The organism is Pseudomonas sp. LBUM1670 (assembly GCF_059695695.1).
Map to the genome: position 1 here is coordinate 920,543 of NZ_CP166783.1, position 22,185 is coordinate 942,727.

Annotated in this window: 21 protein-coding genes; 10 read left to right on the forward strand and 11 right to left on the reverse strand. The window is 60.8% G+C overall.

What is annotated here, in order from left to right; translation table 11 throughout:
• Positions 1-5: 5 nt before the first annotated feature.
• Positions 6-947 carry an AEC family transporter gene (locus ACA073_RS04115; RefSeq protein ID WP_497401839.1) on the forward strand — a complete coding sequence of 314 codons (942 nt, stop codon included), beginning with the start codon at positions 6-8 and terminating at the stop codon, positions 945-947.
• Positions 948-1,094: 147 nt separating this feature from the next.
• Here the strand turns inward: ACA073_RS04115 and ACA073_RS04120 are convergent, their stop codons facing one another.
• The 6 genes from ACA073_RS04120 to gatC all read right to left on the reverse strand — a co-directional run bounded on the left by ACA073_RS04120 (position 1,095) and on the right by gatC (position 6,316).
• Positions 1,095-1,475, reverse strand: coding sequence for a carboxymuconolactone decarboxylase family protein (locus ACA073_RS04120; protein WP_497401841.1), 381 nt, complete (start codon positions 1,473-1,475; stop codon positions 1,095-1,097).
• Positions 1,472-2,533: a calcium/sodium antiporter gene (locus tag ACA073_RS04125; RefSeq protein WP_497403982.1), complete on the reverse strand. Its 1,062-nt coding sequence runs from the start codon at positions 2,531-2,533 to the stop codon at positions 1,472-1,474. Before ACA073_RS04125 ends, ACA073_RS04120 begins: the two co-directional genes overlap by 4 nt.
• A gap of 50 nt (positions 2,534-2,583) precedes the next feature.
• Entirely contained in the window at positions 2,584-2,955 is a 372-nt protein-coding gene (locus tag ACA073_RS04130) for a septal ring lytic transglycosylase RlpA family protein (protein ID WP_497401843.1), read from the reverse strand.
• Positions 2,956-3,104: 149 nt separating this feature from the next.
• Positions 3,105-4,550: an Asp-tRNA(Asn)/Glu-tRNA(Gln) amidotransferase subunit GatB gene (gatB, locus tag ACA073_RS04135; protein ID WP_497401845.1), complete on the reverse strand. Its 1,446-nt coding sequence runs from the start codon at positions 4,548-4,550 to the stop codon at positions 3,105-3,107.
• 10 nt (positions 4,551-4,560) lie between these two features.
• The gene (gene gatA, locus ACA073_RS04140) at positions 4,561-6,012 is read right to left on the reverse strand and encodes an Asp-tRNA(Asn)/Glu-tRNA(Gln) amidotransferase subunit GatA (protein ID WP_461951882.1); all 1,452 of its coding nucleotides are present in this window, start codon (positions 6,010-6,012) and stop codon (positions 4,561-4,563) included.
• A gap of 16 nt (positions 6,013-6,028) precedes the next feature.
• On the reverse strand, positions 6,029-6,316 hold the full coding sequence (gene gatC / locus ACA073_RS04145) for an Asp-tRNA(Asn)/Glu-tRNA(Gln) amidotransferase subunit GatC (protein WP_008026876.1): 288 nt from the start codon (positions 6,314-6,316) through the stop codon (positions 6,029-6,031).
• A 214-nt stretch (positions 6,317-6,530) separates the two neighbouring features.
• On the opposite strand from gatC, the gene mreB reads away from it, so the two are divergent.
• The 8 genes from mreB to tldD all read left to right on the forward strand — a co-directional run bounded on the left by mreB (position 6,531) and on the right by tldD (position 17,878).
• Positions 6,531-7,568: a rod shape-determining protein MreB gene (mreB, locus tag ACA073_RS04150; protein ID WP_015093487.1), complete on the forward strand. Its 1,038-nt coding sequence runs from the start codon at positions 6,531-6,533 to the stop codon at positions 7,566-7,568.
• A gap of 139 nt (positions 7,569-7,707) precedes the next feature.
• Positions 7,708-8,868 (forward strand): rod shape-determining protein MreC, encoded by a 1,161-nt coding sequence (mreC, locus tag ACA073_RS04155; RefSeq protein WP_497403984.1) that lies wholly within the window; start codon positions 7,708-7,710, stop codon positions 8,866-8,868.
• Positions 8,868-9,359, forward strand: coding sequence for a rod shape-determining protein MreD (gene mreD, locus ACA073_RS04160; protein WP_497401848.1), 492 nt, complete (start codon positions 8,868-8,870; stop codon positions 9,357-9,359). Before mreC ends, mreD begins: the two co-directional genes overlap by 1 nt.
• A 45-nt stretch (positions 9,360-9,404) precedes the next feature.
• Positions 9,405-10,001 carry a Maf family protein gene (locus ACA073_RS04165; protein WP_497401850.1) on the forward strand — a complete coding sequence of 199 codons (597 nt, stop codon included), beginning with the start codon at positions 9,405-9,407 and terminating at the stop codon, positions 9,999-10,001.
• 57 nt (positions 10,002-10,058) lie between these two features.
• Positions 10,059-11,516 (forward strand): ribonuclease G, encoded by a 1,458-nt coding sequence (rng, locus tag ACA073_RS04170; RefSeq protein ID WP_497401852.1) that lies wholly within the window; start codon positions 10,059-10,061, stop codon positions 11,514-11,516.
• A gap of 75 nt (positions 11,517-11,591) precedes the next feature.
• Positions 11,592-15,395, forward strand: a complete 3,804-nt coding sequence (locus ACA073_RS04175) for a YhdP family protein (RefSeq protein WP_497401854.1) — start codon at positions 11,592-11,594, stop codon at positions 15,393-15,395.
• A gap of 173 nt (positions 15,396-15,568) precedes the next feature.
• Positions 15,569-16,417, forward strand: a complete 849-nt coding sequence (locus ACA073_RS04180) for a carbon-nitrogen hydrolase family protein (RefSeq protein ID WP_497401856.1) — start codon at positions 15,569-15,571, stop codon at positions 16,415-16,417.
• Between the two features lie 18 nt (positions 16,418-16,435).
• Entirely contained in the window at positions 16,436-17,878 is a 1,443-nt protein-coding gene (gene tldD, locus ACA073_RS04185) for a metalloprotease TldD (protein ID WP_497401858.1), read from the forward strand.
• 48 nt (positions 17,879-17,926) lie between these two features.
• Here tldD and yjgA read toward each other — a convergent pair whose 3' ends face one another.
• On the reverse strand, positions 17,927-18,451 hold the full coding sequence (gene yjgA / locus ACA073_RS04190; protein WP_008026892.1) for a ribosome biogenesis factor YjgA: 525 nt from the start codon (positions 18,449-18,451) through the stop codon (positions 17,927-17,929).
• 108 nt (positions 18,452-18,559) lie between these two features.
• On the opposite strand from yjgA, the gene pmbA reads away from it, so the two are divergent.
• Entirely contained in the window at positions 18,560-19,906 is a 1,347-nt protein-coding gene (pmbA, locus tag ACA073_RS04195; protein WP_497401860.1) for a metalloprotease PmbA, read from the forward strand.
• 274 nt (positions 19,907-20,180) lie between these two features.
• Here pmbA and ACA073_RS04200 read toward each other — a convergent pair whose 3' ends face one another.
• The 4 genes from ACA073_RS04200 to hpf are packed head-to-tail and all read right to left on the reverse strand — an operon-like array spanning position 20,181 to position 22,114.
• Positions 20,181-20,453: an HPr family phosphocarrier protein gene (locus tag ACA073_RS04200; protein ID WP_019691890.1), complete on the reverse strand. Its 273-nt coding sequence runs from the start codon at positions 20,451-20,453 to the stop codon at positions 20,181-20,183.
• A 15-nt stretch (positions 20,454-20,468) separates the two neighbouring features.
• Positions 20,469-21,326 carry an RNase adapter RapZ gene (rapZ, locus tag ACA073_RS04205; protein ID WP_497401862.1) on the reverse strand — a complete coding sequence of 286 codons (858 nt, stop codon included), beginning with the start codon at positions 21,324-21,326 and terminating at the stop codon, positions 20,469-20,471.
• A 2-nt stretch (positions 21,327-21,328) separates the two neighbouring features.
• Positions 21,329-21,793, reverse strand: coding sequence for a PTS IIA-like nitrogen regulatory protein PtsN (ptsN, locus tag ACA073_RS04210; protein WP_497401863.1), 465 nt, complete (start codon positions 21,791-21,793; stop codon positions 21,329-21,331).
• Between the two features lie 12 nt (positions 21,794-21,805).
• Complete coding sequence (hpf, locus tag ACA073_RS04215) at positions 21,806-22,114, reverse strand: ribosome hibernation-promoting factor, HPF/YfiA family (RefSeq protein WP_007941242.1); 309 nt, start codon at positions 22,112-22,114, stop codon at positions 21,806-21,808.
• Positions 22,115-22,185: the final 71 nt, after the last annotated feature.

Genomic DNA, 22,185 nt, shown 5'->3' on the forward strand with positions numbered 1-22,185 from the left:
CCGGCATGCTGGCAATCTTCCTCGAAACCCTGAACATCACCGCGCCGGTGTTTGCCATGCTGTTTCTGGGGGTGCTGCTCAAGCGCATCGACTGGATCAACGACAACTTCATCCACACCGCGTCGGCCCTGGTGTTCAACGTCACCATGCCGGCGTTGCTGTTTCTGGGCATCCTGCATGCCGACCTGCACGCCGCGCTGCAACCGGCGCTGCTGATCTATTTCTCGATTGCGACGCTGATGTGTTTTGCCATCGCCTGGGGCTGGGCGATCTGGAAGTGTCCGCGTGAGGACCGGGGGATCTACACCCAAGGCGCCTTTCGCGGCAACAACGGCGTCATCGGCCTCGCACTGGCGGCGAGCATGTACGGCGATTACGGGATTTCCCTCGGAGCGATTCTCGCGGCGCTGGTGATCCTGTTTTACAACACGCTCTCGACCATTGTGCTGGCGGTGTACAGCCCGGTGATCAAGTCCGATCCGTGGAGCATCTGCAAAAGCGTGATGATTAACCCGTTGATCATCAGCGTGTTTGCGGCGGCGCCATTTGCGTATTTCAAGATTGGTTTGCCGGGCTGGCTGGAGACGTCCGGTCAGTACCTGGCGCAAACCACGTTGCCGTTGGCGTTGATCTGCATCGGCGGCACGCTGTCGCTGGCGGCGATGCGCAAGAGCGGCTCGATGGCGCTGAGTTCAAGTCTGGTGAAGATGATCGGTTTGCCGGTGCTGGCGACGCTTGGCGCGTGGCTCTGGGGCTTTCGCGGGGCGGAGTTGGGAATTCTGTTCCTGTACTTCGGTAGCCCGACTGCGGCGGCGAGTTTTGTCATGGCACGGGCGGCCAACGGCAATCATGAACTGGCGGCGGCGATCATTGTGATCACCACGTTGATGGCGGCGGTGACCACCAATATCGGGATCTTTTTGTTGCAGTGGGGTGGGTGGATTTAGTTTCAGAATTTGCGGTGATTTCCAGGGCCTCTTCGCGAGCAAGCCCGCTCCCACATTCGACCGTGTACTGCCAGAAGGAATGCGATCAAATGTGGGAGCGGGCTTGCTCGCGAAGACGGCCGGACAGTCACCACAAATGCCGGTTAATTACTCGGGCTTCTGATAGTTGTCGATCACTTCCTGCGCCGCCCGAAACGCATCGATCGCCGCCGGCACACCGGCATACACAGCGCAATGCAGCAGCGCCTCACGAATCTCTTCCACCGTGCAGCCGTTGTTCAGCGCACCGCGCACGTGACCTTTCAATTCCTGCGGGCACTTCAGCGCGGTCAGCGCGGCGAGGGTGATCAGGCTGCGGGTCTTCAGCGGCAGACCTTCGCGATTCCACACGCCGCCCCAGGCGTGTTCATTGACGAAATCCTGCAACGGCTGGGTGAACTCGGTGGCATTGCCCAACGCGCGGTCGACGAAGGCGTCGCCCATCACTTGGCGGCGGACTTCAACGCCGGGCTTTTTAGGGTCGGTCATGGCAATTCCCTCTTGTGGTGTTGGCGACGCCAGGCGCGCAGCGACGTGAACAGCAGAAACGCCACCAGCGCCGGCAGGACGAAAAACAGCATCAGGTGTTCAAGCTTGCCGGCCAGTGGCATGCCGGTGGTGAACGACACCACGTGCAGACCGTAAGCCAGGTACAAACCCAAAAACAGCAGACCTTCGGCGCGGGTCACCCGGTAACCGGAATAGAACACCGGCAGGCACAGCGCCGCGACGCCGAGCATCACCGGCAAGTCGAAAGCCAGCGCATTGGGCGAGACCGACAACGGCGACGGCGCAATCAGCGCAGTGACGCCCAGCACGCCCAAAAGGTTGAGCAGGTTGCTACCGATCACGTTGCCCACGGCGATCTCGCGCTGACCGCGCAACGCTGCGATCAACGATGTGGCCAGCTCCGGCAGGGACGTGCTGACGGCGACGATGGTCAGGCCGATGATCCGTTCCGACAGCCCCAGGTCAGTGGCGACCGATACCGCGGCGACCAACAGCAAGTGCCCTGCGTACACCAGCATCGCGAGGCCGACGACGATCATCAGCAGGCTGGTGAGCCACGGAGCTTCAGGGCCTTCGTGGGAGGTCGATTGCGGACGGACCGAGTGCCGCGACTGTCGCAGCAACAAGCCCAGATACAGCGCCAACGCCGTCAGCAGCATCACGCCATCGACCCGGGTCAGTTCTTTATTCCACGCCAGCACGAACACCAGCAGGCTGGCACCGATCATCAACGGAATGTCGAGGCGCACCAGTTCCCGCGAAACCCGCAGCGGGATGATCAGCGCCGAGAGGCCCAGCGTGACGAGGATGTTGAAGATGCTACTGCCAATCACGCTGCCGACGGCGATGTCGGCGTTCTGTGCCAGCGTGGCTTGCAGGCTGACCGCCATCTGCGGCGCGCTGCTGCCGAGGGCGACGATGGTCAGGCCGATGATCAGTGGTCGCACATGCAGTCGCGCGGCCAGGCGCACGGCGGCGCGCACCATCAGCTCGGCGCCGGCGATCAGTAAAACCAGGCCGCTGAGCAGTTCAATCAGGCTGAGCAGGGGAATGTCGGTGAGTCCGAAAATGGTTGGGGCTCCGTCAGTCAGTCGAGGGCTTGCACGCGAACCCGTGCGGTGCCGCTTTTGAGCATGCCCAGTTGCTCGGCGGCTTCATGAGACAAGTCAATCAGGCGCCCGCGAGTGTGCGGCCCGCGATCGTTGATACGCACCACGCAGGACTTGTCGTTCTTCAGATTAGTGATCTTCACCCGCGTACCAAAGGGTAGTTGGCGGTGGGCGGCGGTCAGGGAATTCTTGTTGAAACGTTCACCGCTGGCGGTGCGTTTGCCCTGGTGTTTGGCACCGTAGTAGGACGCCACGCCTGTCTGGTCGTAGCCGTGTGGATCGACAACATCGGTGCTGGCGCAACCGGCCAGCAGCGAGAGCAGGGCGCAGACGCCAAGTAGACGCTTCATTCAAAAGTTTCCACATACAAATGTGGGAGCGGGCTTGCTCGCGAAAGCGGTCTGCCAGTAGACACTTACATCGACTGACACGACGCTTTCGCGAGCAAGCCCGCTCCCACAGGGATTTGAGCCAGGCGTAATATCTGGCTCCATTCCGATCAGCCTTCGAGCTTGCTTTTCAGCAGTTCGTTGACCTGTTGCGGGTTGGCCTTGCCTTTGGAGGCTTTCATGGCCTGGCCGACGAAGAAGCCGAACATCTTGCCGCGTTTGGCTTCGTCTGCCGCGCGGTATTGTTCGACCTGCTCGGCGTTGGCCGCGAGCATTTCGTCCAGCACTGCCGAGATCGCGCCGCTGTCGGTCACTTGCTTCAGACCGCGCTTGTCGATGATCTCGTCCGCACTACCTTCGCCATTGGCCATCGCTTCAAACACCACCTTGGCGATCTTGCCGGAGATGGTGTTGTCCTTGATGCGCAGCAGCATGCCGCCCAGTTGCTCGGCCGAAACCGGCGACTGCTCGATATCCAGGCCCTGTTTGTTCAACAGGCTGCCCAGTTCAACCATCACCCAGTTGGCCGCCAGCTTCGCGTCGCCGCTGATGCTCACGACTTTCTCGAAGTAATCGGCTTGCTCGCGGCTGGTGGCCAGGACGCTGGCGTCGTAGACCGACAGACCGAACTGCTCCTGGAAACGCTCGCGTTTCTGCGGTGGCAATTCCGGCAGTGTTGCGCGCACGTCGTCGAGGAACGAGTCCTCGATGACCACCGGCAGCAGGTCCGGATCGGGGAAGTAACGGTAGTCGTTGGCTTCCTCTTTGCTGCGCATCGGACGGGTTTCGTCCTTGTTCGGATCGTACAGGCGGGTCTGCTGGATCACCTTGCCGCCGTCTTCGATCAGTTCGATCTGACGCTGCACTTCGCTGTTGATCGCCTTCTCGATGAAGCGGAACGAGTTGACGTTCTTGATCTCGCAGCGGGTGCCATATTCAACCTGGCCCTTCGGACGGATCGACACGTTGCAGTCGCAACGCAGCGAACCTTCGGCCATGTTGCCGTCGCAGATGCCCAGGTAACGCACCAGCGCGTGGATCGTCTTGACGTAGGCCACGGCTTCCTTGGCGCTGCGCATGTCCGGCTCGGAAACGATTTCCAGCAGCGGCGTGCCGGCACGGTTCAGGTCGATGCCGGTGGCGCCGTTGAACTCTTCGTGCAGGCTTTTACCGGCGTCTTCTTCCAGGTGCGCACGGGTCACGCCGACACGTTTGATCGTGCCGTCGTCCAGCGCGATGTCCAGGTGGCCCTTGCCGACGATCGGCAATTCCATCTGGCTGATCTGGTAGCCCTTCGGCAGGTCCGGGTAGAAATAGTTTTTACGGGCGAACACGTTGTGCTGGCCGATCTCGGCATCGATAGCCAGACCGAACATCACCGCCATGCGCACCGCTTCCTGGTTCAGTACCGGCAGTACACCGGGCATGCCGAGGTCAACCAGGCTGGCCTGGGTGTTCGGCTCGGAACCGAAAGTGGTGGAACTACCGGAAAAGATTTTCGACCGGGTGGTGAGCTGGGTATGAATCTCCAGCCCGATCACGACTTCCCATTGCATGTGTTTCTCCTCAGAAGCCGGTTGGGGTGCGGGTGTGCCAGTCAGTGTTCAGCTGATACTGGTGCGCAACGTTGAGCAAGCGGCCTTCCTGGAAATACGGGGCGAGCAATTGCACGCCGACCGGCAGACCGTCGACAAAACCGGCTGGCATGGACAAGCCCGGCAGACCGGCGAGGTTGGCGGTGATGGTGTAGACGTCTTCCAGGTACGCAGCGACCGGGTCGCTGTTCTTGGCGCCGAGCTTCCAGGCCGGGTTCGGCGTGGTTGGGCCGAGGATGATGTCGACCTCGTTGAAGGCGGTCATGAAGTCGTTCTTGATCAAGCGACGAATCTTCTGCGCCTTCAGGTAGTAGGCGTCGTAGTAACCGGCCGACAGCGCGTAGGCACCGACCATGATCCGGCGCTGCACTTCCGGGCCGAAACCTTCGCCACGGGAGCGCTTGTACAGGTCTTCCAGGTTTTTCGGGTCTTCGCAGCGATGGCCGAAACGCACGCCGTCGAAACGCGACAGGTTGGAAGAGGCTTCTGCCGGGGCGATCACGTAGTACGCAGGGATCGCGTGCTGCATGTTCGGCAGGCTGATTTCCTTGATCACGGCGCCGAGCTTTTTCAACTCTTCGACACTGGCCATGACCAGGTCGGCGATACGCGGGTCCAGGCCGGCGCTGAAGTATTCCTTCGGCACGCCGATGCGCAGGCCTTGCAGCGAACCGTTGAGGCTGGCGCTGTAATCAGGCACGGGCTCGTCGATGCTGGTGGAGTCCTGCGGGTCGAAACCGGCCATGCCTTGCAGCAGGATCGCGCAGTCTTCAGCGGTGCGGGCCAATGGGCCGCCCTGATCGAGGCTGGAGGCGTAAGCGATCATGCCCCAGCGCGAAACGCGACCGTACGTCGGTTTCAGGCCGGTGAGGTTGGTCAGGGCCGCGGGCTGACGGATCGAACCGCCCGTGTCCGTGCCGGTCGCCGCCGGCAACAGGCGCGCCGCGACTGCCGCAGCCGAACCACCGGACGAACCGCCCGGAACGTGTTCCAGGTTCCACGGGTTTTTCACCGCGCCGTAGTAGCTCGACTCGTTGGCCGAGCCCATGGCAAATTCGTCCATGTTGGTCTTGCCCAGCGTCACAGCGCCGGCAGCCGCCAGTTTGGCAACCACGGTGGCGTCGTACGGTGCTTTGAAATTGTCGAGCATCTTCGAGCCGCAGCTGGTGCGGATGCCCTGGGTGCAGAACAGGTCTTTGTGGGCGATCGGCGCGCCGAGCAGGGCGCCGCTCTCACCATTGGCCCGGCGTGCGTCAGCGGCTTTCGCCTGCTGGAGCGCCAGCTCTTCGGTGAGGCTGATGAAGCTGTTGAGCTGAGGATCAAGCTGGGCGATACGCGCCAGCAGGGTTTTGGTCAGCTCTTCGGAAGAAAACTTTTTATCGGCGAGTCCGCGGGCGATCTCGGCCAGAGTCAATTGATGCATTGCAGGCTCTTTCCCTTTAGTCGATGACTTTCGGAACCAGGTACAGGCCGTTTTCGACCGCTGGTGCGATGGACTGGTAGGCCTCGCGATGATTGGTCTCGGTCACGACGTCTGCACGCAGGCGCTGGCTGGCTTCCAGTGGGTGGGCGAGCGGCTCGATACCGTCGGTATTGACCGCCTGCATTTCGTCGACCAGTCCCAGAATGCTGTTCAGGGCCGAAGTGATGTGTGGAAGATCGGCATCATTGAGGCCCAGACAGGCCAGATGAGCGATTTTTTCCACGTCGGAGCGTTCAAGCGTCATGGGATTCTCCAGTGGAAGGAAAACAGAACGGAGGCTATCCGTGTGTTAGATTGTCGGAACACTACCGCATTTCTACGGTCATAAGGCCGCGATTGTGGGGGTTGGTGCACAGAAAAGCGGCCAATTTAACATATTGGCGCCTTGCCCAAAATCCCTGTCGTTGTTAGAGTTTGCCGCACTTTTTTACCCACGCGTTGCCTAGGGTCCCTTTCCCATGTTCAAGAAACTGCGTGGCATGTTTTCCAGCGATCTCTCCATTGACCTGGGCACTGCCAACACCCTTATTTACGTGCGCGAGCGCGGAATCGTCCTGAATGAGCCATCGGTTGTGGCTATTCGGACACACGGTAACCAGAAAAGTGTCGTTGCTGTCGGCACCGAGGCCAAGCGCATGCTCGGCCGTACGCCGGGCAACATCGCGGCCATTCGTCCGATGAAGGACGGCGTCATTGCCGACTTCAGCGTCTGCGAAAAGATGCTGCAATACTTCATCAACAAGGTTCACGAAAACAGCTTCCTGCAGCCGAGCCCTCGTGTGCTGATCTGCGTTCCCTGCAAATCCACTCAGGTTGAGCGTCGCGCCATCCGTGAATCGGCCCTTGGTGCCGGCGCACGTGAAGTGTTCCTGATCGAAGAGCCAATGGCCGCTGCGATCGGTGCCGGCCTGCCGGTTGAAGAAGCCCGCGGTTCGATGGTCGTCGATATCGGTGGTGGTACCACTGAAATCGCGCTGATCTCCCTGAATGGTGTGGTTTACGCCGAATCCGTACGGGTTGGCGGCGACCGCTTCGACGAAGCGATCATCACCTACGTGCGTCGCAACTACGGCAGCCTGATCGGCGAATCCACCGCCGAGCGCATCAAGCAGGAAATCGGTACGGCCTACCCGGGCGGCGAAATTCGTGAAGTCGACGTTCGTGGCCGTAACCTGGCCGAAGGCGTTCCACGCGCATTCACCCTGAACTCCAATGAAGTGCTGGAAGCTCTGCAAGAGTCCCTGGCCACCATCGTTCAGGCGGTGAAAAGTGCACTGGAGCAATCGCCTCCGGAGCTGGCTTCCGATATCGCCGAGCGTGGTCTGGTACTGACCGGTGGTGGCGCCTTGCTGCGCGACCTCGACAAGTTGCTGGCCCAGGAAACAGGTCTGCCGGTGATCGTTGCCGAAGACCCGCTGACCTGCGTTGCTCGCGGCGGTGGCCGTGCATTGGAAATGATGGATAAACACACCATGGATCTGCTTTCCAGCGAGTAAGTCGCCGGATCGCTTCTATGCTGTTGAGCGCGCAGGCGGCACTTTGCAGTGCTGCCTGTTGGCGTTTATCTTCTGTCATTCGTATCCAGGCCGGTCTGCCGTATGAATAAAGAAAACAATTGCCTGGGAGGAGCGGCTTATTAAACCGCTTTTCACCAAAGGGCCTTCACTGGGCGTGCGCTTGTTGGTGCTGGCCGTGCTATCGGTCGCGCTGATGGTGGTCGATGCCCGCTTCACACTGCTCAAGCCAGTGCGTAGCCAGATGTCGCTGGTGCTGATGCAGTCTTACTGGGTCACCGACCTGCCGCAGCGGCTATGGCAAGGTGTGGCCAGCCAGTTTGGCAGCCGTACCGAGCTGGTCGCCGAAAACGAAAAACTCAAGACCGAAAACCTGCTGTTGCAGGGTCGCATGCAAAAGCTTGCTGCCCTCACCGAGCAGAACGTTCGGTTGCGCGAGTTGCTGAATTCCTCCGCGCTGGTCAACGAGAAGGTCGAAGTGGCCGAGTTGATCGGCATGGACCCCAACCCCTTCACCCATCGCATCATCATCAATAAAGGTGAGCGCGACGGTGTGGTCCTTGGTCAGCCGGTGCTCGATGCCCGCGGCCTGATGGGTCAGGTGGTCGAGTTGATGCCGTACACCTCCCGTGTGCTGCTGCTGACCGACACCACCCACAGCATTCCGGTGCAGGTGAACCGTAACGGTCTGCGAGCGATTGCCAGCGGCACCGGCAACCCGGAGCGCCTGGAGCTGCGTCACGTTGCCGACACAGCGGATATCAAGGAAGGCGATCTGCTGGTCAGCTCCGGCCTTGGTCAGCGGTTCCCGGCGGGTTACCCGGTGGCGACGGTCAGGGAAGTGATTCACGATTCCGGCCAGCCGTTCGCCATCGTTCGCGCCGTGCCGACCGCGGCATTGAACCGCAGTCGTTACTTGCTGCTGGTGTTCAGCGACACCCGTACGCCGGAAGAGCGCGCCAATGATGCCGCCCAGGCCCAGGAAAACCTGGACGCACAGGGCGGCGGGCCAATCATTCCCGCGACCGTGCCGAAGCCTGCTGCCGTGATTGCCCCGGCTGCCGCTGCTGTCCCCATCGTTCCCGTCGTCGCGCCTGCGGCTGCAACTCCGGCCCAGCCTGCTACCACAACCCCGGCCAAACCCGCCGCCGCACATCCCGCCGCCGCCAAGCCGCCCGCGACGACTCCGGCCGCCAAGCCACCGGCGACGCAACCCGCTGTCGTGAAGCCTGCAGCCAAACCGCCTGTCTCCGCGCCGGTCACCCCAGGGGGAAGAGAATAATGGTCGGTACTACCGCCTCCCGAAACGGCTGGATGATCTGGCTGACATTCGCCATCGGCATGCTGCTCAGCGTTTCGCCGCTGCCGCAATTCATGGAAATCCTCCGTCCGCTATGGCTCGCCTTGCTGCTGGCGTTCTGGGCGCTGGCCCTGCCGCAGAAAGTAGGCATGGTCACCGCGTGGTGCCTGGGCCTGGCCGAAGATGTGCTCTACGGCACGTTGCTGGGCCAGAACGCATTGATCCTGACGCTCATCACTTTCCTGGTGCTGTCGCTGCAACAGCGGCTGCGGATGTTCCCTATGTGGCAACAGAGCCTGGTGATCCTGGTGATCTTCGGCCTCGCGCAGCTCGTTCAACTCTGGCTCAGCGCCCTGACCGGCAACCGTCAGCCAACGCTGGCGCTGGTCTTGCCGGCACTCGTCAGCGCGTTGCTCTGGCCTTGGATCAGCTTCGGTTTGCGCGGTCTGCGTCGACGCTACAAAATCAATTAAATCGGTCAGGCATTTGCCCATAACCTCGACAAGGGAGATGTCTTGATGAAACAGCTCTATCTGGCCTCAGGCTCGCCGCGTCGGCGTGAACTGCTCACGCAGATCGGCGTGCCGTTCTCCGCCATCAGCGCGGACATCGATGAAACCCCTTTGAATCATGAATCGCCGTCGGCCTATGTCGAGCGCCTCGCGCGCGGCAAGGCTGAAGCCGGGCGCGGCGTGGTCGTGTCCGACGCAGCATTCTGCGTGCTGGGCGCCGATACCGCGGTGGTGCTCAACGGGAAAATTCTTGGCAAACCGGTGGACGAAGCCGATGCGTGCGCCATGCTTATGAGGCTGGCCGGTCAAGAGCACGAAGTGCTGACCGCCATTGCCGTGCTTGATGGTGAGCGCTGCGAGTCGCGGGTTGTGCGCAGCCTGGTGCGTTTTCGCCCCATCGATCTCAATGAAGCGGCGGCCTACTGGGCCAGCGGCGAACCTCGGGACAAGGCCGGTGGCTATGGCATTCAAGGACTGGGCGCGGTGTTTGTCGCCGGGCTCGATGGCAGCTACTCGGCGGTGGTCGGACTGCCGCTGTGCGAAACCGCTGAGCTGCTCGGCCATTTCGGCATACCCTGTTGGCAAACCCTTAACGCGCGCTGAGCGTCGTACTGACAAGATGCGGCCATTATCGTGAACATGCCTGAACGAGACCCTGCCATGAGTGAAGAGATCCTGATCAACATCACGCCGATGGAATCGCGCGTGGCGGTGGTTGAAAACGGTGTCCTGCAAGAGGTCCACGTCGAGCGCACGCAAAAGCGCGGGATCGTCGGCAACATCTACAAGGGCAAAGTCGTGCGGGTATTGCCGGGCATGCAGGCGGCCTTCGTCGACATCGGTCTTGATCGCGCCGCGTTCATTCATGCCTCGGAAATTTCCCTGCGCGAAGGCCCTGCGGTCGAAAGCATCAGCGCGCTGGTTCACGAAGGCCAGAGCCTGGTAGTGCAAGTCACCAAGGACCCGATCGGTTCCAAGGGCGCACGCCTGACCACACAACTGTCGATCCCTTCGCGTTATCTGGTGTACATGCCGCGCACCTCGCATGTCGGTATTTCCCTGAAGATCGAAGACGAAGCCGAGCGCGAACGCCTCAAGCAAGTGGTTACCGATTGCGTGGCCAAAGAAGGCATCAAGGAGGCTGGCGGCTTCATCCTGCGTACCGCCGCCGAAGGTGCCGGGGCCGATGAAATCCTCATGGACATCCGCTACCTGCGCCGTCTCTGGGATCAGATCAACGAACAGATCAAAACCATCGGCGCCCCGAGCGTGATCTACGAAGACCTCGGCCTGGCCCTGCGCACCTTGCGCGATCTGGTGAGCCCGAAGATCGAGAAGATTCGCATCGACTCCCGGGAAACCTTCCAGAAAACCACGCAGTTCGTCGCCGAACTGATGCCGGAAATCGCCGATCGTCTGGAGCATTACCCGGGCGAGCGGCCGATTTTCGACCTTTACGGCGTCGAAGATGAAATCCAGAAAGCGCTCGAACGCAAAGTGCCGCTGAAGTCCGGCGGTTACCTGGTGGTGGACCCGGCTGAAGCCATGAGCACCATCGACGTCAACACCGGGGCGTTCGTCGGTCATCGCAACCTTGAAGAAACCATCTTCAAGACCAACCTCGAAGCCGCGACCGCCATCGCTCGCCAGCTGCGCCTGCGCAATCTGGGCGGGATCATCATCATCGACTTCATCGACATGGAAGATGAAGAGCACCAGCGTCAGGTGCTGCGTACGCTTGAGAAACAACTGGAGCGCGATCACGCCAAGACCAATATCATCGGCATCACCGAGTTGGGCCTGGTGCAGATGACCCGCAAGCGCACCCGCGAAAGCCTCGAACAAGTGTTGTGCGAACCGTGCACCAGCTGCCAGGGTCGCGGCAAGCTCAAGACGCCGGAAACCGTTTGCTACGAAATCTTCCGCGAAATTCTCCGCGAGGCTCGCGCCTATCAGGCGGAGGGCTATCGTGTATTGGCGAACCAGAAAGTCGTCGACCGCCTGCTGGATGAGGAGTCCGGCAACGTCGCCGAGCTTGAAGGTTTTATCGGACGCACCATTCGGTTCCAGGTGGAAACCATGTATTCCCAGGAACAATACGACGTGGTGCTGCTCTGAATCGCTGTGCTTCACCCTCACTAGAACGGCTGGCCTCAGCTTTTTGCAGTATTTTTGCCATGGGAGCCAACTGACATGGACCGTCTGACACGCATTTTGGCCGCACTGACCCGCTGGGGTCTGGGCCTGTGCGCGTTGGCTTTGGTGCTGATGGCGCTTTACGTCAGTCTCGGCCGTGAGCTGACGCCGCTGGTGGCCGAGTATCGGGCCGAAGTCGAAGTCAAAGCCGGCGCTGCTCTGGGCATGCCGCTGCACATCGGTGAACTGGAAGGTAACTGGCACGGCTTCGCGCCGATTCTGCTGGCTCACGATGTGATGGTCGGCGAGGGCGCCAACGCGCTGCGTCTGGATCAGGTACGTGCGGTGCCGGATCTGTGGGCAAGCCTGCTGGCTCGTGAAGTGCGCATCGCTCACCTTGAACTCAACGGTTTGAAGATCATCCTCAAGGAAGGCGAGGACGGTCATTGGGCGCTGGAAGGCTTGCCGGTGCAGCAGGATCAGCCGCTGGATCCGGAACAACTGCTCAATCGCATGCAGATGGTCCAGCAGTTATCGGTGCTCGACAGCCAGGTGACCTTGCAGCCGCTGGATCACCCGCCGCTCACCTTGACCTACGTTGGCCTGAATCTGAAAACCGGCGTCACCCGTCAGCGACTCGACGCGCGGCTGACCCTGCCCGACGGTCAGCCGGTAGCAATGAGCCTGCGGATACGCATTCGCGCCAGCCAGTGGAAGGATGGGGAGGCCGACGCCTACGTGAGCCTGCCGCAAAGCGACTGGGCGAAATGGCTACCCGAACGCCTGACCCGACAATGGAATTTTTCCGAGATCAAGGCCGGTGGCGAACTTTGGATCAACTGGAGCAAAGGGGCGCTGCAAAGCGCCGCGATTCGCTTGAATGCGCCGCAGCTCAAAGGCGCCTACGCCGAGCGCAAGCCGATCCAGATCAACAACCTGGCGCTCAACAGCTATTTCCAGCGCAGTGCCGAAGGCTTTCTGGTGACGGTGGACTCGCTGTCCATGAACTTCGGCGAAACCCGCTGGGAATCGCGCCTGCAACTCAAACAAAGCCTGGCCACTGACAAGACCGAAGAACTCTGGCATCTGCAAGCCGACCGCCTCGACCTCACCCCGCTCACGCCGCTGCTGAATGCGCTGGGACCATTGCCCGAAGGCCTTGCCACCGCCGTCGAGCAGCTCAAGGTGACGGGTGGTTTGCGTAACGTTCTGATGGACTTCCGTCCCAACGCCGCCGACGACAGCAAGGTCAGTTTTGCCGCCAACCTCGACCGGGTTGGCTTTGATGCCTATCACGGCGCCCCCGCAGCGCGGAACGTCAGCGGCAGCATCAGCGGTGACCTTGGCCATGGCGAACTGCGCATGGACAGCAAGGATTTTGTCCTGCACCTCGACCCGATTTTCGCCAAGCCATGGCAATACATTCAGGCCAACGCCCGGCTGACCTGGAAGCTCGATAAAGAAGGCTTCACCCTGATCGCGCCGTACCTGAAGGTGCTGGGCGAGGAGGGCAAGATTGCCGGGGATTTCCTGATTCGCCTGCACTTCGACCACACCCAGGAAGACTACATGGACCTGCGGGTCGGCATGGTCGAGGGCGACGGCAAATACACCGCCAAGTACCTGCCGGCAGTGCTCAGCCCGGCGCTGGACGAATGGCTGCGTACGGCCATTCTCAAAGGCGCGGTAGATCAGGGATTCTTCCAGTATCAGGGCTCGCTGAATCATGGTGCCGCCGACACTGCTCGCAGCATCAGCCTGTTCTTCAAGGTTCACGATGCCGAACTGGCCTTCCAGCCAGGTTGGCCGCATGTCAGCAAGGTCTCGGGGGATGTATTTGTCGAGGACAGCGGTGTGCGGATTCTGGCCAGCAAAGGCCAGTTGCTCGACACTCAGGTGCGTGACATTTACGTCAACATTCCCCATGTTCCGGCCGGACAAAGCAGCCACCTGTTCCTCGACGGCGCGTTCGCTGGCGGGCTTGGCGATGGCTTGAAAATCCTCCAGGAAGCGCCGATCGGCACCGCCGCCACCTTCGCCGGATGGGAAGGCGAGGGTGATTTGCAGGGCAAGCTGAAACTCGATATTCCGCTGGTCAAAGGCGAACAGCCGAAGATCCTCGTCGACTTCAAGACCGCCAAGGCGCGCTTGAAACTCGCCGAACCCGCCCTTGAGCTGACCCAGCTGAAGGGCGATTTCCGCTTCGACAGCACCAAGGGGTTGAGCGGGCAGAACATCACCGCTCGCGCCTTTGACAAACCGGTCACGGCGCAGATTTTCGCCGATGGCAGCCCGGGCAACATCAAGACCCGTGTCAACGCCTCGGGCCAGGTCGAGGTGAAAAAACTCACCGACTGGCTGAGCGTGACCCAGCCGTTGCCGGTGTCCGGCCTGATCCCTTATCAGTTGCAACTGAACCTGGATGGCCCCGACAGCCAGTTGATGGTCAATTCGAACCTCCAAGGCGTGGCGGTGGATTTGCCGGCGCCGTTCGGCATGGCTGCCGACGTCGGGCGCGACACGACGTTCCGCATGACCCTGCAAGGACCGGAGCGACGTTACTGGGTCAAGTACGGCGAGCTGGCGGACTTCACGTTTGCAGCACCGCCCGGCAATTTTGCCGACGGTCGCGGCGAATTGTTCCTCGGTGGCGGCGACGCCGTGTTGCCCGGTGCCAAAGGCCTGCGGGTGCGCGGCGTGTTGTCGGAGCTGGATGTCGGCCCGTGGAAAGACCTGGTGGACAAGTATGCCGGCCAGGACCCGGGCGGCAGCGCCAAGCAGTTGCTCAGCAGCGCGGACTTCAAGGTCGGCAAGCTCAGCGGTATCGGTACCACCCTCGATCAGGCGTCGGTGCGGGTGAACCGCAAGCCAACGGCGTGGGCGGTGCAACTCGACAGTCAGCAGGTCAAGGGCACCGCCGCTATTCCTAATGCGAAAGCCGCGCCGATCGCGATCAATCTGCAATACGTGCGTCTGCCGGCGCCGGACCCGACGGTCCTGGCCGATGAAAACTCGCCGGATCCGTTGGCTACCGTGGATTCGACCAAAATCCCGGCGCTGGATATCACCATCAATCAACTGTTCCAGGGGCAGGATCTGGTCGGGGGCTGGTCGCTGAAAGTGCGTCCGACCGCCAAGGGCATTACGCTCAATACGCTGGATCTGGGCCTCAAAGGCATTCTGTTGCAGGGCAACGGCGGCTGGGAAGGTGCGCCCGGTGCATCCACCAGTTGGTTCAAGGGGCGAGTCAGTGGCAAGAACCTTGCGGATGTGCTGAAAGGCTGGGGCTTTGCGCCGAGTGTCACCAGTGAAGAATTTCATATGGATGTCGATGGTCGCTGGCCCGGCTCTCCGGCGTGGATGGCCACCAAGCGTTTCTCCGGCACCCTCGATGCGTCGCTGAATAAAGGCCAGTTCATTGAAGTCGAGGGCGGCGCCCAGGCGTTGCGCGTATTTGGCCTGCTCAACTTCAACTCCATCGGCCGGCGCTTGCGTCTGGACTTCTCCGACCTGTTTGGCAAAGGCCTGAGTTATGACCGGGTCAAAGGCGTGCTGGTTGCGACCAACGGGGTTTACGTGACCCGCGAGCCGATTGTGATGACCGGTCCTTCGAGCAATGTGGAACTTGATGGCACATTGGATCTGGTGGGTGATCAGGTCGATGCGAAACTGCTGGTGACTTTGCCGGTGACCAACAACCTGCCGATTGCCGCGTTGATCGTCGGCGCACCGGCCATCGGTGGCGCGTTGTTTCTGATCGACAAGCTGATCGGTGACCGCGTGGCGCGTTTCGCCAGCGTGAAGTACACCGTCAAAGGCCCGTGGAAAGAGCCGAAAATCACCTTCGACAAACCTTTTTGACGCGAGCCGATGGAGTAGCATGGCCGTAGCGACATTCCCCTGTAGGAGCGAGCTTGCTCGCGATGGACGTCAACGATAACGCGTACATTCTGGATAAACGCGTCGTCATCAAGTCCATCGCGAGCAAGCTCGCTCCTACAAGATATGTGTTGATTTCAATTAGGGATAAAGCCATGTCTTTCGCGGTGATTCAAATGGTCAGCCAGAGCGATGTGCTGGCCAATCTGGCCCAGGCCCGTCGGCTGCTCGAGCAAAGCGCGGCCGGTGGCGCGAAGCTGGCTGTGCTGCCGGAAAATTTCGCTGCCATGGGCCGCCGTGACATCGCTGACATCGGCCGCGCCGAGGCATTGGGCGAAGGTCCGATCCTGCCCTGGTTGAAACAGACCGCCCGCGACCTCAAGTTATGGATAGTGGCCGGTACATTGCCGTTGCCGCCGGTGGATCAACCGACGGCCAAAGTGCATGCCTGCTCGTTGCTGGTCAACGATCAGGGCGAAACGGTGGCGCGCTACGACAAGCTGCACCTGTTTGACGTGGACGTGGCGGACAATCGCGGGCGTTATCGTGAATCCGATGACTATGCTTATGGCAGTGGCGTGGTGGTCGCGGACACGCCCGTCGGTCGAGTCGGCCTGACAGTGTGTTACGACCTGCGCTTCCCTGAGCTTTACAGTGAATTGCGCGCTGCCGGCGCGGAGTTGATTACCGCACCGTCGGCCTTTACCGCGGTGACCGGCGCGGCGCATTGGGATGTGCTGATTCGTGCGCGGGCCATCGAGACTCAGTGTTATGTGCTCGCGGCTGCCCAGGGTGGAACGCATCCGGGGCCGCGAGAAACCTTCGGCCATGCCGCGATCATCGACCCGTGGGGACGAGTGCTGGCGCAACAGGATCAAGGCGAGGCCGTGCTGCTGGCCGAACGCGATAGCAGCGAACAGGCGTCCATCCGGACGCGGATGCCGGTGTCCAGTCACCGGCGCTTTTTCTCGCAGGGCGCCCGGCGACCTGCCTCAGAACGATGAATTTAAGGCGTAAAGCATATGAGCGAGTTGTTGTCCTCTGTCAGTGAACACCTCCTGGCCCCTGGCGGCGTCACCATCGAGAGCCTGCAAGGTGTGCTCGGCGATCTGGCCGGCCCGGGCATCGATGCCGCCGACCTGTATTTCCAGGGGCAGATTTCCGAGTCCTGGGCACTGGAAGACGGGATCGTCAAGGAAGGCAGCTTCAACCTCGACCAGGGCGTTGGCGTGCGGGCGCAATCGGGTGAGAAAACCGGTTTTGCCTACAGCAATGCGATCACCCTGGAAGCCTTGGGCGCGGCGGCGCGTGCCGCTCGTTCGATCTCCCGCGCCGGGCAGAACGGCACGGTGCAGGCGTTCACCACTCAGGATGTCGCCCAGTTGTACGGGCCGGATAACCCATTGGAAGTGTTGACCCGCGCCGAGAAAGTCGAGCTGCTCAAGCGTATCGACGTCGCCACTCGGGCCCTCGATCCGCGTATCCAGCAAGTGACCGTGAGCATGGCCGGTGTCTGGGAACGCATTCTTGTGGCTTCGACCGACGGCAGCCTGGCGGCGGATGTGCGGCCGCTGGTCCGCTTCAATGTCAGCGTGATCGTTGAGCAGAACGGTCGCCGCGAGCGCGGCGGTCATGGTGGCGGCGGTCGCACCGATTACCGTTTTTTCCTCGCCGAAGACCGCGCCATGAGCTACGCCCGTGAGGCGCTGCGTCAGGCGCTGGTCAACCTTGAAGCCATTCCGGCGCCGGCCGGTACGTTGCCGGTGGTGTTGGGGTCGGGCTGGTCCGGTGTGCTGTTGCACGAAGCGGTCGGTCACGGTCTGGAAGGCGATTTCAACCGTAAGGGCAGCTCCGCTTATAGCGGCCGTATGGGCGAGATGGTTGCGTCCAAGCTCTGCACCATCGTCGATGACGGCACGCTGGCCGGTCGCCGTGGCTCGTTGAGCGTCGATGACGAAGGCACGCCGACCGAGTGCACCACGCTGATCGAAAACGGCGTACTCAAAGGCTACATGCAGGACAAGCTCAATGCGCGCCTGATGGGCGTGGCCCGCACCGGTAACGGTCGCCGCGAATCCTACGCGCACCTGCCGATGCCGCGCATGACCAATACCTACATGCTGGCGGGCGAAAGCGATCCGGCGGAAATCATTGCGTCGGTGAAACGCGGCATCTACTGCGCCAACCTTGGCGGCGGTCAGGTGGATATCACCAGTGGCAAGTTCGTGTTCTCCACCAGCGAGGCGTACCTGATCGAAGACGGCAAGATTACGGCGCCGGTCAAAGGCGCGACATTGATCGGCAACGGGCCGGAGGCGATGAGCAAGGTGTCGATGGTCGGTAATGACCTGGCGCTGGACAGCGGCGTGGGCACGTGCGGCAAGGATGGGCAGTCGGTGCCGGTGGGTGTCGGCCAGCCAACGCTGAAAATCGATGCGATCACTGTGGGTGGCACAGGATCTTGATGGATGGAGCTTCGGGTGAGTTGCGAGGCAACTCACCCGATACGAGGTTTAACGCAGACCGCGTTGAGTCTCGTCCAGCTCACGGATGTACTTGAAGATTTTACGGCTCGATGCCGGTGGCTTGTTGGTCGCCAGTTCGTGCTGGGCCTGACGGATCAGGGAGCGCAATTGCTGACGATCAGCCTCCGGGTAGTCGAGTACGAACTTCTCCAGGACTGCATCGTCGCCCGCGATCAAGCGATCGCGCCAGCGTTCCAGGCCATGGAAACGTTCGTTGTACTGCCGGGTGGAGGCATCGAGTTGATCGAGCAAAGTCAGAATGGCGTCAGTGTCCTGATCGCGCATCAGTTTGCCGATGAACATAAGGTGCCGTTTACGCGCGATATTCGCGGTGTGCTTGGGCGCATCGCCCAGAGCCCGGCGCAGAGCGTCGGTCAAAGGCAGTTTTGCCAGCAAGTCAGGCTTGAGCGTTGTAAGGCGTTCGCCGAGGTCAACCAGAGCATGCAGCTCGCGTTTAACCTGGGATTTGCTTTTTTCTCCCGTATCGAGGGAGTCGTCGTAAGAATCAACCATGGTGGCCGTCCGCAAAGAAACGCCGCCATGATAACCAGTCGGGGGCCGCTTGTCCGGCCCGGTCGCTCGAAGGCCTTTACCGAAAGCAGAATTTGAGTGGAGAACAGCATGAGTGCAGTTGAAAGCGTCGGCCCACAAGCGTTGCCGGCACTGCAAGAACAAGTCGAGCAGATCATCGCTGAAGCCAAGCGTCAGGGGGCCAGTGCCTGTGAAGTGGCGGTGTCCCTGGAGCAGGGCCTGTCCACATCGGTGCGTCAGCGCGAAGTCGAAACCGTCGAATTCAACCGCGATCAGGGTTTCGGCATCACTCTGTACGTTGGCCAGCGCAAGGGCTCGGCCAGCACCTCGGCCAGCGGCCCTGAAGCGATTCGTGAAACTGTCGCTGCGGCACTGGCCATCGCTAAACACACCTCCGAAGACGAAGCCGCAGGCCTGGCCGATGCTGCGCTGATGGCCAAGGATCTGCAGGATTTCGACCTGTTCCACGAATGGGACATCACGCCGGAGCAAGCTATCGAGATGGCCTTGAGCTGTGAGGCGGCCGCGTTTGCCACCGACAGCCGGATCAAGAACGCCGATGGCACAACACTCAGCACCCACCAGGGCTGCCGCGTTTACGGCAACAGCCACGGTTTTATTGGCGGTTACTCCTCGACTCGTCACAGCTTGAGCTGCGTGATGATCGCCGAGGCCGACGGCCAGATGCAGCGCGATTACTGGTACGACGTGAACCGGCAGGGCAATTTGCTGACTGATCCGGTGACCATTGGCCAGCGTGCCGCGCAGCGTGCAGCGAGCCGTCTGGGCGCACGTCCGGTGCCGACCTGTGAAGTGCCGGTATTGTTTTCCGCTGAACTGGCCGGTGGCTTGTTCGGCAGTTTCCTTTCGGCGATTTCCGGCGGCAGTCTGTATCGCAAATCGTCGTTCCTGGAAGGCACCCTTGGGCAGAAGTTGTTCCCGGAATGGTTGACCATCGATGAGCGTCCGCACTTGATGCGTGCCATGGGCAGTTCGGCGTTCGATGGTGATGGCCTCGCGACCTACGCCAAACCGTTCGTCGAAAAAGGCGAATTGGTCTCGTACATTCTTGGCACGTACTCCGGCCGTAAACTCGGCATGCCGAGCACCGCCAATGCCGGCGGCGTGCACAACTTGTTCGTTACCCATGGCGAGGAAGATCAAGCCGCTTTGCTGCGCCGCATGGGCCGGGGCTTGCTGGTCACCGAGCTGATGGGCCAGGGCCTGAACATGGTCACCGGCGATTACTCTCGCGGTGCGGCGGGTTATTGGGTCGAGAACGGCGAGATTCAGTTCGCGGTCCAGGAAGTCACCATCGCCGGCAACATGCGCGACATGTTCAAGCAGATCGTTGCGGTGGGTAATGACCTGGAATTGCGCAGCAACATTCGCACCGGCTCGGTGTTGATCGAGCGGATGACGGTGGCGGGTAGCTAAACCCCGGCCGTTACACAAAAAGGCGCGCCACCCATTGGGTGGCGCGCCTTTTTTTATGCGCGTTGCACAGAGCCAATGTGGGAGCGGGCTTGCTCGCGAAGGCGGCGTGTCAGTCAACGGAGATGTTGAATGTGATGGCCTCTTCGCGAGCAAGTCCGCTCCCACAGGAGGTGGGTGTGCACTTTATGGGGGGGGTTGGTACTCATTACCATGATCGGGTTTTGTTTGATGATGGTGATGGATACGGCGTTGGCCTGAAAAAAGATCGCAGCCTTTATTCGCCTTCGTCGAAGAAGTTGTTGATCAACGCCACCAGCGCGTCCATCGCTTCCTGTTCCTGCTCGCCTTCCGTACTCAGATGGATCTTGGTGCCCTTGCCGGCCGCGAGCATCATCATGGCCATGATGCTTTTACCGTCGACCATGGACTGAGGCGTGCGCCCGGCTCTGATCTGGCAGGGGAACTGACCGGCCACACCGACGAATTTTGCGGAAGCGCGGGCATGCAGGCCCAGCTTGTTGATGATTTCGATTTCCAGAGCAGGCATCGCGATGTGAATCCTTTAGCTGAGGTCGCGGTGGCGGACCTGGACGTTCTTCAGTGATTTTTGCAGGATCTGGCCCAGACGTTCGGTCAGGTAGACGGAGCGGTGATGCCCGCCGGTGCAGCCAATGGCAATGGTGACATAAGCACGGTTGCTGGCGGCAAAGCGGGGCAGCCATTTGAGCAGGTACGTGGAAATGTCCTGGAACATCTCTTCGACGTCCGGCTGGGCCGCCAGGTACTCGGCAACCGGTTGATCAAGCCCGGACTGATCGCGTAGCTCCGGCTTCCAATAGGGGTTCGGCAGGCAACGCACGTCGAACACCAGATCGGCGTCCACCGGCATGCCCCGCTTGAATCCGAAAGACTCCACCAGAAACGCGGTGCCCGGTTCCGGCTGGTTCAGCAGACGCAGCTTGATGGTATCGCGCAACTGATACAGGTTCAGATTGGTGGTGTTGACCTTGAGATCGGCGAGGTCGGCAATCGGCCCGAGCAGGTTGGTTTCGTCGTTGATCGCCTCGGCCAGCGAGCGATTGGCGCTGCTCAGCGGATGACGACGGCGGGTTTCCGAAAAACGCTTGAGCAAGGTTTCTTCATCGGCATCCAGGTACAGGACATCGCACTGGATATGCCGGCTGCGCACTTCTGCAAGCAGTTCCGGAAAACGGGTCAGGTGACTCGGCAAGTTGCGCGCGTCGATGGAGACGGCAACCAGCGGCTGCGCCAGCTCAGTGTGAATCAACGCACGTTCGGCCAGTTCCGGCAGCAACCCGGCGGGCAGGTTGTCGATGCAGTAATAGCCGTTGTCCTCGAGAACATCGAGCGCGGTACTTTTACCTGAGCCGGAACGGCCACTGACGATGATCAAGCGCATGATTAATGCCCGTTTTGCTCGTCCAGGACAACCTGATACAAGGCTTCATTGCTCGGGGCGCTACGCAGGCGATCACGGACTTCCTTGCGATCAAGCATGCTGGCGATCTGGCGGAGTAATTCAAGGTGCGCATCGGTAGCGGCTTCCGGGACCAGCAGAACGAAGAGCAGGTCAACCGGGGCACCGTCGATGGCGTCAAAATCGATGGGGGCATCCAGGTGCATCAAGGCACTGATGGGCGAGGTGCAACCTTTCAGCCGGCAGTGGGGGATAGCGATGCCGTTACCAAAACCGGTCGAGCCGAGTTTTTCACGGGCAATCAAAGCCTCGAAGACATCTTGCATCTCCAGAGCCGGCACTTCGCGGGCGATCAGATTGGCAATTTGCTCGAGGGCTTTCTTTTTGCTGCCGCCCGGCACGTTCACGAGGGAACGGCCGGGGGTCAGGATGCTTTCAAGTCGGATCATGGGTTGGGAGTGTTAACGACCGGTCGCGCCCTGGAGGAGGCTTTGGGTCTTTTCCTTATGCTTTTTGAGTTGTTTATCCAGCTTGTCGGTCAGCGCGTCGATCGCCGCGTACATATCGGTATGTTCCGCGTTTGCGACCACTTCATTGCCGGGAATATGCAGCGTGGCTTCGATTTTCTGCTTCAGCTTTTCGACCGTCATCGTGACCTGCACGTTGGTGATCTTGTCGAAATGCCTCTCCAATCGTTCGAGTTTTTCGCCGATGTAGGTGCGAAGAGGTTCGGTCACTTCCAGTTGGTGTCCACTGATGTTGACTTGCATACAGCTTCTCCTTCGTTGCCAGTGCATAAAGCGGTAGATCAGATGATCTACCACTGGAACGCTGTGGCGTG